Source organism: Algoriphagus kandeliae (assembly GCF_004571135.1).
GTDB lineage: Bacteria > Bacteroidota > Bacteroidia > Cytophagales > Cyclobacteriaceae > Algoriphagus > Algoriphagus kandeliae.
The window spans coordinates 167,675-183,057 of the sequence record NZ_SPSB01000002.1 but is presented as its reverse complement, the minus strand read 5'-3'; the positions used below and the strand labels follow the sequence as shown (position 1 = coordinate 183,057).

Here is a 15,383-nt window from a genome sequence, read left to right as displayed (position 1 = left end):
TCTATTTATTGAAGCTAACGGTCTGGGCTATGAGTAGTTGGGTGGGTTAGCACTTAGCTTTGCAAGAACACACCAAACTGAAAATCCGCGAGGATTTTCAGAAGTAGGCGAGAACAAGCAATTACTTATAGCCATTGTTGTGCTTTCGTTATTTGTTTAGTTCATTATTGATAATAGTTATTGTAGAATCAGCATTTATAATTAAGTTATTCAGGTTTCTTATTGAAGTTTTTAATGTAGTCGCTTTCCAACTATGATAAGCTTCGAGTTGAATAAAAATTTTTGGAATATTATCTTGAATATTCAATTCTTTAGATAGTTCTGGTTGGTTTCCAGTTCTCTTGCGAAAATAAGAATATCCTAACATGGAACTTTGCGCAATCATGTCAAGCATTGTATTGGCGTTTGAATTGTTGCCTTTAATCAATTCATTTTGAAAATCTAAATAATTTGATAGGCTATTATTGATGTTTTGTGAAAATAAATTGATTTCTCCAGTACTAATAAGTGTCTTGATCGTATTTGTCTTAAAGAATAAATGTATTCCGCCTATCTCAAGGTCATTTATATTTTCTAAACTTGTCTTTAGATTTAATGCTCCTTTTTGGAATTCATTTTCATAATCTGCGTATTTCTTCAAGATAGCTTCGAAATCCAGAATTCTATTTTTACAATAATCCTTATCGGTTTCTAAATCTACTAGAAGCTGACGATAATAAATTTGCCTTTTGGCGTCGATTTTTCTGTTTTCATTCCAGTTATTAATCTGCAATGCGATTAAAATCCCAATTACTACAAGAACAATTTCCCCAATAGCATACTTCAAATACTTTCTCGTCTTTCCTTCTGAAAGTAAATCTTGTCTAATTTTTCTGAAGAATTTTATCATTGATTAGCGGTTTCAGATTATGATGCACAATGGTCTCGGCTATGAGTAGTTGGGTGGTTTAGCACTCAACTTTGCAAGTACGCACCAAACTGAAAATCCTCGAGGATTTTCAGAACTAGGCGAAAACTAGCAATTACATATAGCCATTATTTTGCTTTGGTTATTTATTTAATTTTATCTTTTATTTGTTTTGTAAGTTCTTCTAGGTCTTCTGAAATCTTAGTTAGGTTAGCTAGGGTTGCCTTTTCTCCAATCGTTTTAACTTCTTGAGAATTCTGAAGGGCAAACAACCAATCTATCTTTCTTTTTTCATTGGAATAGTACTCTACAATTTTTGAATTTTTACTGTTGCTAGCAATAAAGTCGCCACCTCCAGAAAATCTATTTGCATACCCAATCCTTTCTCCATAAAGTTCATTATTGAAATTAATGGAACTCATTGTTCTATCTTGCAGAGTTTTAAGTGCAATTAGATTCTTTTTTAAATCTGCTGGCAATAACTTTATATCACCTGAACTTTCTAAAGTTTTTATAGTATTACTTTGAAATATAATACTACTAGTAAGCCAATCTAATTTGCCTATATAATATATATTACTATCAATAGGTAATTCAGGGAGTTCTATTATTTTTTTATAATCATTATACTTTCTAATATTAGAATCCAGATGTAGAGTAATCTTTTCAATGTAAATCTTATCAAGATTAAAATCCTGAAGTAATTGATTGAAGTAAATATTTACAACTGCTTCATTATTTTTGTACTCATTCCAATTGTTTATTTGAAGAGCAATTAGAATTCCAATTACAACAAGAACAATTTCTCCGATTGCATACACCAAATATTTACTGAATCTATTTTCAGCAAGTAGTTTTTGTCTAATTTTTCTAAAAAATTTTATCATTGCTCAGCAGTTTCAGATTATGATGCACAACGACTCTAATAAACGGTCGTTTTAATGGCTTATATACAATGTTGTGTTTAGTTTATTTCGGTTCTTGCTGAGTACGGCAATGTATGCCACCTCCACCCCAGTTGATAGGTAAAGCGTCATAGGTGACTATATCTCGATTAGGGAAATATTTCTTTAGAATTGCACGAAGTTTTTCGTCTTTATCTTTCTCTGATTCTGGCATTCCTTCTTTCCAATATTCTGATGCTATTACTACTCCATTTGTAATCGTGAAATTGGCATACTCTAAAGCAGGTACGAAGCGGATGGAATCACCTAACGAAATTTTTTCTCTTGACTCTTCGTCTAATAAACCATAGTAAACTGGCTCTGTCATGATAGTAGAATATTCATAAAGTGAATAATCAGGCGCTTCAATAGTAACAATATTGTACGGTTCTCCATTTGGCTGCCGAGCAGCCTTTAATTGAGCTAAATTCTTTTGGAATACTTCATAATCATGAGATAATAAAGAGTTTTTATCTCGATCATTTTCTGATATAACCGTTGCTAGAATTGTTGTGTCATTTAAAAACCGAGTTGTAACATCAATATGCCCATTAGCACCTTGTCCAATAAATTGGTCAATTTTAATCATAGGCTTATCAATAAGCGGAAATTCGTCTAGCCAAATAATTTGTTCTTTACCCAATTTATCCAGCAGAATCCTTTCAACTTCTTCAATTTTTCTATCTGGATTTCTTTGTGTAGCCAGTGCTTTATAAGCAATAATAGTATTGCTATTGACCTCTATAGCTCCACCTTCTAAATACAGACCTGTAGAGTCTTTTTCGTATCCTTTTAAATCTTGAAGGGTATTGGAAAGTAAACCTCTTTGGTCTTCATCACAATTATAAACTCCATAACAACTCCATTCAAAATCCAAAACTTTTACTTGTTCACCATTCGAAATAAACATTAAAGGGTCACGCATCCATGAGGATTGATAAGGTAGTTTGATAAATTCAAGACTGTCAATGTTAGCCGATAATTCCTTGAGCTTTTCTTTGCCAAATTCCATCAACGAATCATTATTATAAACCACTTTTGTTTTTATATTCCTTGAAAGGATTGAGATAAGTTTCAGTCTTGCTTGTTCATTCGGTACAGCATTGTAGGGTTCAAAATTAAAATCGGTCCAAATGGCTTTGTGTGGCTCCCATTCTGGTGGATAGATAAAATTTTTATTGGATTCATTTGATCGGGAACAACTGAAAAAGAATAATAAAATTAGAATACCTATTATTTTCATATTTATTAAAAATTAACGGGATTCAGCTTGGAGATGGCGGGCATTCGGAGCCGTTCTCTTCCAGCCTGCTCCTAACTTCTTAAAGATACTAAACTTTCTGTTTACTCGAAACCGCCCGCTGGATTCAAGGTGATGTTGGACTCAGTTCTTTATTAGGTTCACTATCAGTTTTATTATCAAATCCCTTTGCTCGGGTAAACTTTGTGCTACTGCCAATGCCAGGGCGACCAATGTATTTTCACTTATTTTTCTTATTCATCTTTCATCCAAATTATAAGCTTAAACTTCCCTTTTACTATTCTTTGCCCTTCTTTTTGAACTTGGCGGAAATTCCGCCAAGTTGACTCTTTTTCCAATTCTCCCTCTTTGTAAATATTTCGGATGTGCTCACCAATCGTTCTTCTAGCTTTACCAAATAACTCAACAAGCTGCTGTTCGGTGACCCAAACCGTATCGTGCTCCCCATCCAAAATGATTTCAAATTCATTACTACCTTGGGAGGGTTTGAAAACCACTATCTCAGAAATGAAGTCAATTGATTCCATGTTGGAAGATAAAGTTTTTTGATAAAAATATTAGTTCATTATTTCAAAAAACCTTTGATTTCAAAATTGCCAGGATCTTTAACGGCATATTCTATTAATACCTTTGATCCAATTTCCTTTTTATCGATCCTCTGAGAAAGTTTTTTCTTCTGAACATAAACTGAATCGTCAACCTGATAGGATATCGTGATAATTTGAGTAAATCCTCTCCCCATTGGCCCATACCCAAGAGCATTTTCTGTAATCACTGCTTTGGCTTCTGCTGTTTTTGTCCATGGAGCAAATAGTATTTGAAAATTATTCCATGCTAGGTATAGAAAAACTCCAAAACCTAATATTCCGATTATCCAAGGATTCTGCTTTGCCATTTTAGAATTGAGTCCAACGGTTAGTATATGAAAAGTAGGCGATTTCGAAGTGCTGAACTTTCAATTAAACACAAAGTTTGATACGAGCCAAAAGCCTTGAATTTAGTACTGTTTCGCCTATTTTTTTATACATTGTTGCCAGTAGTATTTATTCCATTCGATTCATTTCTGTTGCTCCTTGCATAGCACCTATTGCTTCAAAAACTTCTTCTTGGTCTTGTTTTTCAGTCCACCCCATTTTTGATAATTCTTCTCTTACTTGGTCTTCTGTTTTTTCTTTAACAAAATGGTAGTAAGCAAAATCCACAACTTCCATTGGTACTCTTTCAAGTGAATAAGATATTAAGCTTGAAGAAAGTCTTAAAATTCCAACAAAATATGTGATTACTAATTGTAAAACCCAACTTATTAATAGTCCTATCCAACCAGTATTTAGTTGTTTGATTGTTAATCCTACTTCAAATCTAGCTTGCATAAATTCCCAAAAACTAAAAGGTTGAAAGTTGTTTTGATTTAATATTATTTGATACTGAAAATATTGATTTGAAATATATGTTATCAAAATCATTCCAATTAATAGATAGTGTAAATTGTCGTAAAAGGTGTAATTACTTATTTTAATTAACTGTTTTAGTATAAAACCCATTGCAATTGCAACACCAACCTCAAAAAGACCTATTATATAAATTCCTTCTACAGAGAGAAAAGCAACAATAAAACCTAATAAAAGTGCAGTAATTATTCCTCCAACAATTGGAATCGAAAATTGAGGTTTCTTTCTCGTTTTTGGTTGTGGCAAACTTTCAGGTATTTCATAATCATCCCAATTATTTGTCTTTTCAACTTCTTGTTCTAACTCGGCTAATGCTTCTCTGTCGTATTCTTTTTCAATTTCTTTGAATGCGTGAATAAATAGTTTTACCCTCTTTGAATTTCTTCCGTTGTCCCACATTTCATTACCTAGAGAAACACTTTTGATTGTTAATTTACCATAATCAAAAGAAACCGCTATTTTTTCAGTCCATCTATTCCAATCGCCTTTTCGTTTAGCTTCTGCAATTGTTTCTTCTTGATAAATTAAATCCCAACCTAATTTTTCAAAAGTTTTTACTACAATCGGAATTATTACGGTTTTATTTAAATCGGTTCTTATTTCCTCTTCAAATTTAGGTGTCCAACTAAAGCTGTGTTTTTTCTTAATGGACTTTTCGTATTGTTTTAAATCTTCGGTCATTTTGATATTACTGGCAACGGCCCCGGCTATTGCAAGTGCGGGATTTTGAAACCGAATCTTTGTCCGCCAGACCGATTGTTGTTTAGTTGTAATATCTTCATTTTTAAGAAGTCATCCCGCATTTGCTATAGCCGATGTTAGCTGCTGGGCTTTTTTCTTTTTAAATACTTTTTTAGTTCTTCCTCCAATTTTTCAATATCACTTGAGGAATATCCGATTGTTCCGCCTTTATCTATTTTCCAGGCCTGGTAGTTATAATTTTCTCCATCAATCTCAATTTTAGAGGTACTTGCTCGACCAAAGCACAAGTCAACCGTGTCATTTCTGTCTTGAAGGCTTAATCCTGCTTTTGTAAACATCTCTGTTTTGGGCAAGTCCGAATTGATTCTGTTCGAGGTCAATAGAATTCCATTTTCTGGAATTTCTTTTTCATAAGTCCACGTAAAAAAGCTGACTGGTAGTTCTTCCGAGTCTTTTACATCATAGATTGTAACTACAAATTCAAAGTTCCTTTGGTCTGGAATTATATAGGTCTTAGTTCGTTCTTGCCACACAAAGCCAAAAGCAATGACACAAACAATTCCAATTTCAATTAGGAATAGTCTCTTGTAACCTTTAATTGTCTTTTGTCCAAGATAGTCAAGTAGAAGACCAAAAATGGCAATTGGAAGAAGGTAAAAAAGTCCAAGAAAACCGAATCCCATAGGTCCTGGGAAAATTGCACCATAAATTGAGGCTATTATTAATAGTCCGCAAATGATATTTATTGGTGTCGGTTTGTATCTCATCGTTTTTTTTGCCTTGCAGCTAACGGTCAAGTATAAGCGTAGTGCGGGTTTTCGGAGCAATACACTGTCCGCTAGCACGAACTTTGATAGATGCCAAAATACCAAATTTTAGCCACTTCGCCCGCATTACGCTTATACAATGTTGGCGGTAGTTTTTTTATTCAATTCTCCTTAATACCCCCTTTAATTTTGCTTCAACTCCAAGATTATCAAAAAGTTTTTCAGTCAATGTTAATGTCTTCTTGAAAGCTGTTTTAATATCTGTCGGATCTAATTCTGATGTTGTCTGCTGAAATAACGAATACCAATATGGATCTATGTCTTTTTCCAAGCTTTTTGTTGGACTTTCCCAATGTTTGGTTTGGTATGTTTCAATTCTTATTAACCAAAGTAAATATTTTTGAACATTTGATAAGCTTTGGTATGCGTGAGCAAATTCCTGTCGTTTAATTAAGTTGCTTGTTGTAAGTAAAACATTCAACAATGATTGGCTCAACCACAGGATATTTTCATTTGTTGTTCGATCAGGTACTTTAGTTTTTATTTCTTTGAGCGTGTTAGTCAATAAATCTTCTTTATCTACTAAAATCATCTTGTCAAAGTCGCTAAACTCTACCAAACCGTCCCACGATTTGATAACTTCCATTTGGTCGTTTGTCAAAAAATGAAACTCCCCCCTTATCATATTTTCAAAAATGGCAACTTCACTTCCATACTCGTTGGTAAAATATAATGCCAAAGGATGAATTTGGCTTACCCAATTTTCAGCGGAAAATTTTTCTTTATCCTTCAAGAAGATGTAGAATTCAATATCTGAATATTTGTCCCCTTCATTTTTGGTAAATGACCCGTACATAAATACGGCAGAAATATTTTTATCATTTTGAGCTATTGACTTTGTTTTGTCAATCATTTGTAACTGTGTCATTTTCTAATTTTTTAATATTAACAATCGCCCTTTCTACTTTGCGTATTAAAGGATATTTCAATTCTTATTCTATCTTACAGTTACTTATAGCTTCATTTTCTTGAATGTTTTTCGTTGTTAATTGTTTCTTCAAATTACCGCCAACTTACTTATTTACGCCATAAAATGGCGGATAGCGTTCTGTTTTGGGTGGCTAAGCGCCATGAAGCCCTAAGAATTGTGGCGTTTATTTTTTTATAAATCATCAAATGGAGATTTAATTTTTTGAAGGGATTTAGTAGATACATGTGTATATATCTCAGTAGTTTTACTGCTTCCATGACCCAAAAGTTCTTGAATATACCTTAGATCTGTTCCAGACTCCAATAGATGTGTTGCGTAACTATGCCGCAGCCAATGAAGAGTTGGCTTATCCTTTAGTTTGGCTTTCCGAACAGCTTGATTCAAAACATTTTCAAGGCTTTTTGCAGAATAGGGCTTTCCTGCTTTCGATCCTTCAAATAGATAATTTTGAGGTTTCTCCATTTTGTAATAATCTCTTAACATTTCTACAACCTTTTCACTGATAGGCACTACTCGATCTTTGGCTCCTTTGCCCTGATTGATCCGAAGTAAGCCCCTTTTGGAATCTACATCTCCGAGTCTGAGATTTAGTAACTCTCCTCTTCTCAGCCCACAGGCGTAAATTAGGCTTAGCATGGTTCGATGCTTGATGTTCTTGTGAGCTTGAAGTATTGATTTCACATCCTCTTTGCTGAGTACATGAGGCAATAGTTTTGGTTTTTTGGGTCGCTCGATTTCTATAGGATCAAGTTTTCGCTTCAATTTATTCGAATAATATAGCTTAACCGCATTTATCACCTGGGACTGAAATGAAACGGAGTATTTTCTCTTAAGAATATATGTTTGATGAAAATTCTCCAAATCCTCCGTAGTGATTTCCTCGGGGTTTTTATTGTTTAAAAACCTGAAGAAAAGACTAAGACTCTGACTGTAGGTTTTAATGGTGGAGGCAGCATAACGACGGTTTTGCATCCATTCAGCAAATTTTTGAATCTCGTAATTCAGGGATTGATTTAATTCAGGAAGTTCGGCGGGGAGCTTTTCGGGTTGGATTTTTTGAAAACCAGAGTAGTCCAACCAAGCCTTTCCTTTGAAAATAGTTAATAGGCTTTCCAGAATTGTATCTTGATAAGGGAGAATCCAGGCTTTTCTTTTTCCGTTCCAAACAGCACCCGGTAGGCTTTTGACCAGTTCTTTCAGCTCCTCATCGTATGCAAATTCTAGCAGGACTAATCCCTTTTTTCTCCAAACACCACTTTTAATAAAAATCGTTTTCAACTGATTAAAAATTGAACTAAAAGCAATTTATGAAAAGATCTCCAAAAATCGACTCATCTTAACTAAAAATAATTTTTGAATTAACCCAATCAAAAAAGCTCCGAGGTTTCTCCCGAAGCTTTCCTGATTTCAGAATTTTTCAATTTACCATTCGGTATGAAATATTCCCTCTCGATCGATACGCTCATAGGTATGTGAGCCGAAATGGTCTCGCTGAGCTTGGATCAAATTAAGCGGAAGGCGTCCGCTACTAAAGGCATCAAAGTAGCTGATAGTCGTGAGCAGGCCCGGCATAGCAATACCTCCTGCGATAGCTAGTTGAGTGGTCTTTCGTACTGCATCCAAGGTTCCCTGAACTTTCTCCACAAAGCCCGGAGCCAGCAAGAGGTTTTCCAATTCAGGCTTAGCTTCAAAGGCTTCGGCAATATCCGTCAATAAACCTGCCCGAATGATACAGCCTGCACGCCAGATTTTCGCAATCTGGGATAGATTCAACTCATAGCCATATTCTTTGGATGCTGCCGCCAGTTGGTGCAAGCCCTGGGTGTAAGAAATGATAAAGGCGAAATAAAGGGCTTGTTCGCTCAAGCTGATCAATTCTTCCTTATCCAAAGCAGGCATTTCCGGATGGGAATAAAGGGCATCTGCCTTTTCACGATCTGCTTTCAACGCGGAAATTTCTCGCATACTGACAGCCATATCAATGGTTGGCACTGGAATTCCTAGGTCCATGGCATTTTGAGAAGTCCATTTTCCTGTGCCTTTTTGCTTGGCCTTGTCCAAAATCATATCCACCAAGCGACCATTTCCCAATTCGTCTTCTTTGAGGAAAATCTCAGCTGTGATTTCTACCAAGAAGGACTGCAGCCTTCCCTTATTCCAGGAATCAAACACCTGATGCAGTTCATCATTTGAAAGTCCAGCTCCCCGATGAAGCAGGTCATAAACTTCCGAGGTCAATTGCATCATGGCGTATTCGATCCCATTGTGAACCATTTTCACATAGTTACCGGCAGACTTAGGGCCCAAATAAGCCACGCAAGGCTCGCCTTGGAACTTGGCCGCAACGGCTTCGAAGATGGGACGCACATGCTCATAAGCTTCCCGGTTTCCTCCGGGCATGATACTCGGTCCACGTCGAGCTCCTTTGGCTCCTCCTGATACACCCGAACCGAAGAAATGAATGCCCTTTTCGCTCAAATAGGCATCCCGACGGTCCGTATCCGTGAAAAATGAATTTCCTCCATCGATGATGATATCTCCTTGATCCAGGTGAGGGAGTAATTGATCAATGACTTGGTCGACGATTTTTCCGGCAGGTACCAGCAACATGATCTTACGGGGACTGCCAAGGGCTTGCACAAAAGTGGCCAAATCCTGCGTGGCATCGACCCGATTCAGGTCTCCTCCTTCCTCCTTTAGCGCATCCACTTTTTCACGGTCCAGGTCATAGCCAAATGCCGAAAAACCATGGTCTGCGACATTCAGAATAAAATTCCGCCCCATGACACCTAATCCGATCAAACCAAAATCATATTGCGTGTTTTGCATGATTGTCAATTTTCTGTTTTAAAATATTTGGCACTCTTATTCCCTACTGCCTCAGATTCTCACAAATACACTTATTTTTGTGCACGGATCCAAAATTAACCGATTGATTGATGTCTTGCTGGATTTTGGAAAAAAACCTTGATTCTTGCCCTTTTCCATGTGCCACTTCGCTAAAATAGTCTGCTCCCGATGAAAAAAATACCCAATCAGATGCTGATAATCTTCGGGGCATCCGGTGACCTGACAACTCGTAAACTCATTCCTGCTATTTTTGATCTTTACAAAGATGGACACCTTCCTGAATCTTTTGCCGTACTCGGGGTGAGCCGTAGCCAACTTTCCGACAAGGAGTTTCGGGATAAATCCATCTGGAAAAGTCCTTTTCTACAAAAAGCCATTGCAAAGCAGGAAGACGAATTCATCAAAACCTTTGCTGAGAAGTTTCACTACCACGATTTGGGAAGTGAATACGATAGAAGTTATGATGATCTAGCTCAAAAGATTGCCGAGCTGAATGAACAGTACCAAACGCAGGGCAATTATATTTTTTACCTTTCCACTCCTCCCAGTTTGTATGGCACCATCGCCAAAAACCTCAATGAGGCAAACCTAAGCCAAGAAAATGGTGGCTTCAGGAGATTGATTGTGGAAAAGCCTTTTGGTTACGATCTGGAATCTGCCAAGAAACTGAACGAAACCCTGCATCATTATTTTGAAGAAAAGCAGGTCTATCGAATCGATCATTATTTAGGAAAGGAGACGGTGCAGAATCTGCTCGTTACCCGTTTTTCAAATTCCATTTTTGAGCCCCTTTGGAATCGCCGCTACATTCACCATGTAGAAATCACCAATGCCGAGACCGTTGGTGTGGAAAAGCGTGGAGGCTATTATGACAAGTCTGGGGCTCTGCGGGATATGTTCCAAAGCCACTTGCTTCAGATTGTTTCTCTCATCGTGATGGAGCCGCCGATCAGTGCCGATGCGGAGGAGATCCGGGATGAAAAAGTGAAGGCTTTGAAGTCTCTTCGAATTATGAAATCCGATGAAGAAATTATCAAGAATACGCTTCGGGGGCAATATGTCACTACTCAAATTGAGGGGAGAACACACAAAGGATATCGGGAAGAGGAAGGAGTCAATCCGGAATCGACTACGGAAACCTTCGCGGCAATCAAGTTTTATGTGGATAACTGGCGCTGGAAGGGAGTTCCCTTCTATGTTCGCACTGGTAAGGCCATGCCAACCAAGGTGACGGAAGCGGTTATTCACTTCAAAACTCCTCCTCATGAGGTATTTATGAGTCAGGATGCTTACCGAAAGGACAACAAGCTCATTATCCGTATCCAACCAAATGAAGGAATTCTGATCAAATTTGGTGTGAAAGTTCCGGGTTTAGGCTTCCATGTGGATCAAGCAAATATGGAATTCTACTATTCAGATCTTGAGTCTGCTCAGGTTATGGATGCTTACGAGCGCCTGCTTTTGGATGCCATGCAGGGCGATACCACACTTTATGCCCGGGCTGATGAAGTGGAGGCAGCTTGGCGTTTCGTGGATCCTATCTTGAAATGCTGGGAAAATAATCCAGCCGTCAATACCTATGGATACTCTGTGGGTACTTGGGGTCCTCGCAACTCCGACGAAATGATCGAGGATAGTTTTGGTTGGAGAAATCCCGGAGACCATCTGACCGATGAGACCGGATTCTGTATTCTTTGCTAATTGAAATTGTATTTGATGGAAACCCGAATTTTTGAATCCAAGGAATCAGTAGCCAAGGCTTTTTGTGAGTATTTGGTGAAATTGATTGCCTCCAAACCTACCGTGCACATTGCTTTATCCGGAGGCAGTACGCCAAAAATTGTTTTCAACGAATTGGCGGCCCATTATTCGCATCAGATTGATTGGAACAAGGTTTTCCTGTATTGGGGGGATGAGCGTTGTGTGGAGCCAACTGACTCCGAAAGCAATTACAAAATGACCAGGGACCATCTTTTGTCCAAGGTCCGAATTCCCGAGGTCAATATTTTTAGAATTCAGGGAGAAAATAATCCCGAATCCGAAGCGGTTCGCTATGGAAGAGTTTTGGATGAGCAATTGTCTATGGTAGGCGGTTTGCCTCAATTTGACTTGGTGATATTAGGAATGGGTGACGATGGTCATACGGCTTCAATTTTTCCTGATTCCATTGCCAAATGGGATGCCCCTTCTAATTGTGTGGCGGTAGCTCATCCTGTTTCGGGACAGATTCGCGTTTCGCTGACTGGCCGAATTATCAACCATGCCAAAGAGGTGGCTTTCTTAGTGACAGGAATAGGGAAAGCCGAAAAGGTGCAGGAAATCCTTCAAAATCAGCCTTCGGCAAAAGCTTATCCTGCCAGTTTGGTACAACCAGAGAGCGGAAAATTGATTTGGTTTTTAGATCAAGAAGCAGCGAGTTTGCTTTAATCCCCAAACAAGGATCCCATTCCGGGATTTGGTTTGATTTTCAGGTGCTTATATGCCAATTCTGTGGCGACTCTTCCTCGGGCCGTGCGCTTCATATATCCTTCTTGAATTAAAAAGGGCTCATACACTTCTTCGATGGTCTCGGCTTCTTCCCCACAAGCTGTGGCGATGGTTCCCAATCCTACCGGTCCACCTTTGAACTTTTCAATGATGGTGAGCAAGATGCGGTTGTCCATTTCATCCAATCCATGCTCATCCACGTCGAGTGCATTGAGTGCTAGTTTGGCGATGTCTAAGGTGATTTTTCCATTCCCTTTCACCTCTGCAAAATCTCTAGTCCTACGTAAAAGCATATTGGCAATACGTGGAGTGCCACGGCTTCTTCTGGCTATTTCGAAGGCGGCAACTTCCTCTATGGGAGTTTCTAAAATTCCAGCTGAACGGCTCACGATGTCAGTCAATAATTTAGCATCGTAGTATTCTAAGCGGGAATTAATTCCAAAACGCGCACGAAGCGGAGAAGTAAGCAAACCAGAACGGGTGGTGGCCCCGATCAGGGTAAAAGGATTCAGGGAAATCTGAACGGATCGGGCATTCGGGCCGCTATCCAGCATAATATCGATTCGAAAATCCTCCATAGCGGAATATAGGTATTCTTCCACGATGGGATTGAGTCGGTGGATTTCATCGATAAAAAGCACATCACCTTCTTCCAAATTAGTGAGAAGTCCTGCTAAGTCGGAAGGTTTGTCCAAAACAGGCCCCGATGTAATTTTGATTCCCGCCTCCAGTTCATTGGCGATGATATGGCTGAGGGTGGTTTTTCCCAATCCGGGAGGGCCATGAAGCAAGACATGATCGAGAGGTTCGCTTCGCTTTTTGGCAGCGAGAACAAAGACCTTGAGGTTTTCCACGATTTTGGCTTGTCCCGTGAAATCATCAAAATTCAGCGGCCTCAGCGCCCGCTCAAATTCCCGGTCTTTTGGACTCAGGCTTTCTTCATCACCACTTAGATAGTCTTCTCTCATGAGTTTGCTTTGTCACAAATATAGAAAATAACACATGCGAGCGATTAGATTTTCCAAGGCTTCAAGGGGAGGCAAGCTAAAAAATGCCCTAAATTTGAAGCAGATATTCCTGCAAGCTATGCGATCCAACCAACAAAAAAACATTATTTATTCGCTTGTCCTTTTGCTTATGGTTTTGGCCGTGTACCTCTGGCGAAACCAAGGGCAAGAACCGAACGACTTCCAACAGCAGCAGGTAGCTTCTGAACAGAAGATTACCATCACCGGGCAAACGATGGGCACAACCTATCAGATTACCTATTTGGATTCGGAAGGAAGGAATTTGAAAAACTCGGTGGATTCCTTGCTGCAAATCTTTAATCAAAGTCTTTCTACCTACATTCCTGACTCTGAATTAAGCCGATTTAACCGAGAGGATAGTTTGGTATTTGAACTCCCGTATTTTCCGCAGGTGCTGAAAGCTTCCAAAGAAATTTTCCAAAAAACCGGAGGGGCTTTTGATCCTACCGTAGGCCCTTTGGTGAATGTTTGGGGTTTTGGACCGGGTGGTCCGGAATTGAAAGATTCGGTTGATATCCAGAATTTGTTGAGTAAGGTGGGTTTTGAAAAAGTGCAGTTTAATGATACGCTGGTGTATAAATTGGTAGATGGGATCTATTTGGATTTTTCTGCCATCGCCAAAGGACAAGGAGTTGACGTTGTAGCAGAATTTTTGAATTCGAAGGGTCTTCAAAATTACCTGGTTGAGATTGGAGGAGAGTTGGTTGCGAGAGGAGTGAATGACAAAGGGGAAATCTGGAAAGTGGGAGTCAACCGGCCAGATGAAGATTCCTCTTCATCTGATCTTTATTCCATCATTGCTCTTAATAATAAGGGAATGGCTACCTCTGGAAATTATCGGAATTTTTATGTGCGAGATTCGGTAAAAATTTCTCACACCATTGATCCCAAAACAGGCTTTCCTGTTCGACATAATTTGCTTTCTGCCACGGTGCTCGGTCCTGATTGTATGACTGCGGATGCTTTTGCCACTGCTATGATGGTAATGGGGCTAGAAAAAGCCATTGCCTTGGATGAGGAATTGGATGAGATTGAGGTCTTTTTGATCTACAGTGATGAAGCGGGCAATTATCAGAGCTATGTGAGTGAAAGCTTGAGACCCTATCTCTCCTTTATGACGGATTGAGGGGAGTATTTTTAAATAAATGCAACATTATTGAATTTTCTTACCTTTGCGGAGGTTTACAAGCATGACCGTATTCTGAGCGGTCCTGTCACAGCATGGTAATTAATTTCATTCTTCTTTTTTTCACAGTTCTTCTAGCCGGCTCTTTGGTGTTTTTTGCACCGGCATTTAAGGAAAGATATTTCAAGCTATTTCTGGTTTTTGCGGGATCTTACCTTTTCTCCATTACCATTTTGCACATTATTCCGGAGTTGTTTGACAATGCCTTCGATAGTGGCAAAATGGGTTTGTACATCCTGATTGGTTTCCTGCTTCAACAGCTTCTCGAATACCTATCAAGTGGGATTGAGCATGGACATATTCACTTGCCACATGGTCCCAAATCTAAGGGGGTTTTGACGGTGATGTTGGGTTTGTTTATTCATGCTTTTTTGGAGGGGACCTTGCTTTCTCATAGCTCTCTGATGGGGGAAACGGGTGGGCATGTACACAATGAAAACACCCTACTTTTAGGAATTATATTGCACAAAGGTCCAGCTGCATTTGCCTTGGCGGCAGTTCTTTCTCAGGTACTTTCCAAGAGATGGACTTTCATTCTTTTGGTGGTTTTTGCCCTAGCTTCTCCTTTGGGGATGATTTTGAGCACTTATATTTTCCAAAGTGGATTATTGGAAACCAAATGGATTGGAGTACTCTTTGGCTTGGTGTCCGGTGGCTTTTTGCATATTTCTACCACCATCTTTTTTGAAAGTAGCCCGCATCATAAACTTCAGTTGAACAAGCTTTTGGTGAGTTTCTTAGCTGCTGGATTGGCTATACTTTCTGAGTTTTTACTTTAAGGACTAGGATGAAATTTTTTTAAAAGTCCTCCT

15 protein-coding genes are annotated in these 15,383 nt (G+C 38.7%); 4 read left to right on the top strand and 11 right to left on the bottom strand.

All coding sequences use genetic code 11. The annotated features are described in order from the left end of the window. Positions 1 to 148: 148 nt before the first annotated feature. The 10 genes from E4S40_RS17160 to gndA form a co-directional block, all read right to left on the bottom strand. Positions 149 to 889 carry a DUF6090 family protein gene (locus E4S40_RS17160; protein WP_135071943.1) on the bottom strand — a complete coding sequence of 247 codons (741 nt, stop codon included), beginning with the start codon at positions 887 to 889 and terminating at the stop codon, positions 149 to 151. 164 nt (positions 890 to 1,053) lie between these two features. Next, a complete protein-coding gene (locus E4S40_RS17155) occupies positions 1,054 to 1,794 on the bottom strand; it encodes a DUF6090 family protein (protein ID WP_135071941.1) in 741 nt (246 codons plus the stop codon). Between the two features lie 82 nt (positions 1,795 to 1,876). After that, entirely contained in the window at positions 1,877 to 3,094 is a 1,218-nt protein-coding gene (locus E4S40_RS05340; protein ID WP_135071939.1) for an agmatine deiminase family protein, read from the bottom strand. A gap of 251 nt (positions 3,095 to 3,345) precedes the next feature. Continuing rightward, entirely contained in the window at positions 3,346 to 3,639 is a 294-nt protein-coding gene (locus E4S40_RS05335; protein WP_161971776.1) for a hypothetical protein, read from the bottom strand. Between the two features lie 38 nt (positions 3,640 to 3,677). Continuing rightward, positions 3,678 to 4,007, bottom strand: a complete 330-nt coding sequence (locus tag E4S40_RS05330; RefSeq protein WP_135071935.1) for a hypothetical protein — start codon at positions 4,005 to 4,007, stop codon at positions 3,678 to 3,680. 148 nt (positions 4,008 to 4,155) lie between these two features. Further along, positions 4,156 to 5,241 carry a hypothetical protein gene (locus tag E4S40_RS05325; protein ID WP_135071933.1) on the bottom strand — a complete coding sequence of 362 codons (1,086 nt, stop codon included), beginning with the start codon at positions 5,239 to 5,241 and terminating at the stop codon, positions 4,156 to 4,158. 137 nt (positions 5,242 to 5,378) lie between these two features. Beyond that, positions 5,379 to 6,029 (bottom strand): hypothetical protein, encoded by a 651-nt coding sequence (locus tag E4S40_RS05320; protein ID WP_135071931.1) that lies wholly within the window; start codon positions 6,027 to 6,029, stop codon positions 5,379 to 5,381. 157 nt (positions 6,030 to 6,186) lie between these two features. Beyond that, positions 6,187 to 6,957: a lincosamide nucleotidyltransferase Lnu(I) gene (gene lnu(I), locus E4S40_RS05315; protein ID WP_135071929.1), complete on the bottom strand. Its 771-nt coding sequence runs from the start codon at positions 6,955 to 6,957 to the stop codon at positions 6,187 to 6,189. A gap of 234 nt (positions 6,958 to 7,191) precedes the next feature. Beyond that, positions 7,192 to 8,298, bottom strand: coding sequence for a site-specific tyrosine recombinase/integron integrase (xerA, locus tag E4S40_RS05310; protein WP_135071927.1), 1,107 nt, complete (start codon positions 8,296 to 8,298; stop codon positions 7,192 to 7,194). Between the two features lie 144 nt (positions 8,299 to 8,442). Continuing rightward, entirely contained in the window at positions 8,443 to 9,849 is a 1,407-nt protein-coding gene (gndA, locus tag E4S40_RS05305) for an NADP-dependent phosphogluconate dehydrogenase (RefSeq protein ID WP_135071925.1), read from the bottom strand. 189 nt (positions 9,850 to 10,038) lie between these two features. On the opposite strand from gndA, the gene zwf reads away from it, so the two are divergent. Beyond that, on the top strand, positions 10,039 to 11,571 hold the full coding sequence (gene zwf / locus E4S40_RS05300) for a glucose-6-phosphate dehydrogenase (protein ID WP_135071922.1): 1,533 nt from the start codon (positions 10,039 to 10,041) through the stop codon (positions 11,569 to 11,571). 15 nt (positions 11,572 to 11,586) lie between these two features. Next, positions 11,587 to 12,297 carry a 6-phosphogluconolactonase gene (pgl, locus tag E4S40_RS05295; protein ID WP_135071920.1) on the top strand — a complete coding sequence of 237 codons (711 nt, stop codon included), beginning with the start codon at positions 11,587 to 11,589 and terminating at the stop codon, positions 12,295 to 12,297. Here pgl and ruvB read toward each other — a convergent pair. Beyond that, entirely contained in the window at positions 12,294 to 13,325 is a 1,032-nt protein-coding gene (gene ruvB, locus E4S40_RS05290; protein ID WP_135071918.1) for a Holliday junction branch migration DNA helicase RuvB, read from the bottom strand. The two genes, pgl and ruvB, sit on opposite strands and share 4 nt — an antisense overlap. A gap of 118 nt (positions 13,326 to 13,443) precedes the next feature. Between ruvB and E4S40_RS05285 the strand changes: the two genes are divergently transcribed. Beyond that, complete coding sequence (locus E4S40_RS05285) at positions 13,444 to 14,511, top strand: FAD:protein FMN transferase (protein ID WP_135073071.1); 1,068 nt, start codon at positions 13,444 to 13,446, stop codon at positions 14,509 to 14,511. A 95-nt stretch (positions 14,512 to 14,606) separates the two neighbouring features. Next, on the top strand, positions 14,607 to 15,350 hold the full coding sequence (locus tag E4S40_RS05280) for a ZIP family metal transporter (protein ID WP_135071916.1): 744 nt from the start codon (positions 14,607 to 14,609) through the stop codon (positions 15,348 to 15,350). Positions 15,351 to 15,383 lie beyond the last annotated feature (33 nt).

What these genes read in the sequence shown, in the direction of transcription:
- E4S40_RS17160 (WP_135071943.1), bottom strand. Translation starts at nt 889, where the DNA reads ATGATAAAATTCTTCAGAAAAATTAGACAAGATTTACTTTCAGAAGGA.
- E4S40_RS17155 (WP_135071941.1), bottom strand. Translation starts at nt 1,794, where the DNA reads ATGATAAAATTTTTTAGAAAAATTAGACAAAAACTACTTGCTGAAAAT.
- E4S40_RS05340 (WP_135071939.1), bottom strand. Translation starts at nt 3,094, where the DNA reads ATGAAAATAATAGGTATTCTAATTTTATTATTCTTTTTCAGTTGTTCC.
- E4S40_RS05335 (WP_161971776.1), bottom strand. Translation starts at nt 3,639, where the DNA reads ATGGAATCAATTGACTTCATTTCTGAGATAGTGGTTTTCAAACCCTCC.
- E4S40_RS05330 (WP_135071935.1), bottom strand. Translation starts at nt 4,007, where the DNA reads ATGGCAAAGCAGAATCCTTGGATAATCGGAATATTAGGTTTTGGAGTT.
- E4S40_RS05325 (WP_135071933.1), bottom strand. Translation starts at nt 5,241, where the DNA reads ATGACCGAAGATTTAAAACAATACGAAAAGTCCATTAAGAAAAAACAC.
- E4S40_RS05320 (WP_135071931.1), bottom strand. Translation starts at nt 6,029, where the DNA reads ATGAGATACAAACCGACACCAATAAATATCATTTGCGGACTATTAATA.
- gndA (WP_135071925.1), bottom strand. Translation starts at nt 9,849, where the DNA reads ATGCAAAACACGCAATATGATTTTGGTTTGATCGGATTAGGTGTCATG.
- zwf (WP_135071922.1), top strand. Translation starts at nt 10,039, where the DNA reads ATGAAAAAAATACCCAATCAGATGCTGATAATCTTCGGGGCATCCGGT.
- pgl (WP_135071920.1), top strand. Translation starts at nt 11,587, where the DNA reads ATGGAAACCCGAATTTTTGAATCCAAGGAATCAGTAGCCAAGGCTTTT.
- ruvB (WP_135071918.1), bottom strand. Translation starts at nt 13,325, where the DNA reads ATGAGAGAAGACTATCTAAGTGGTGATGAAGAAAGCCTGAGTCCAAAA.
- E4S40_RS05285 (WP_135073071.1), top strand. Translation starts at nt 13,444, where the DNA reads ATGCGATCCAACCAACAAAAAAACATTATTTATTCGCTTGTCCTTTTG.
- E4S40_RS05280 (WP_135071916.1), top strand. Translation starts at nt 14,607, where the DNA reads ATGGTAATTAATTTCATTCTTCTTTTTTTCACAGTTCTTCTAGCCGGC.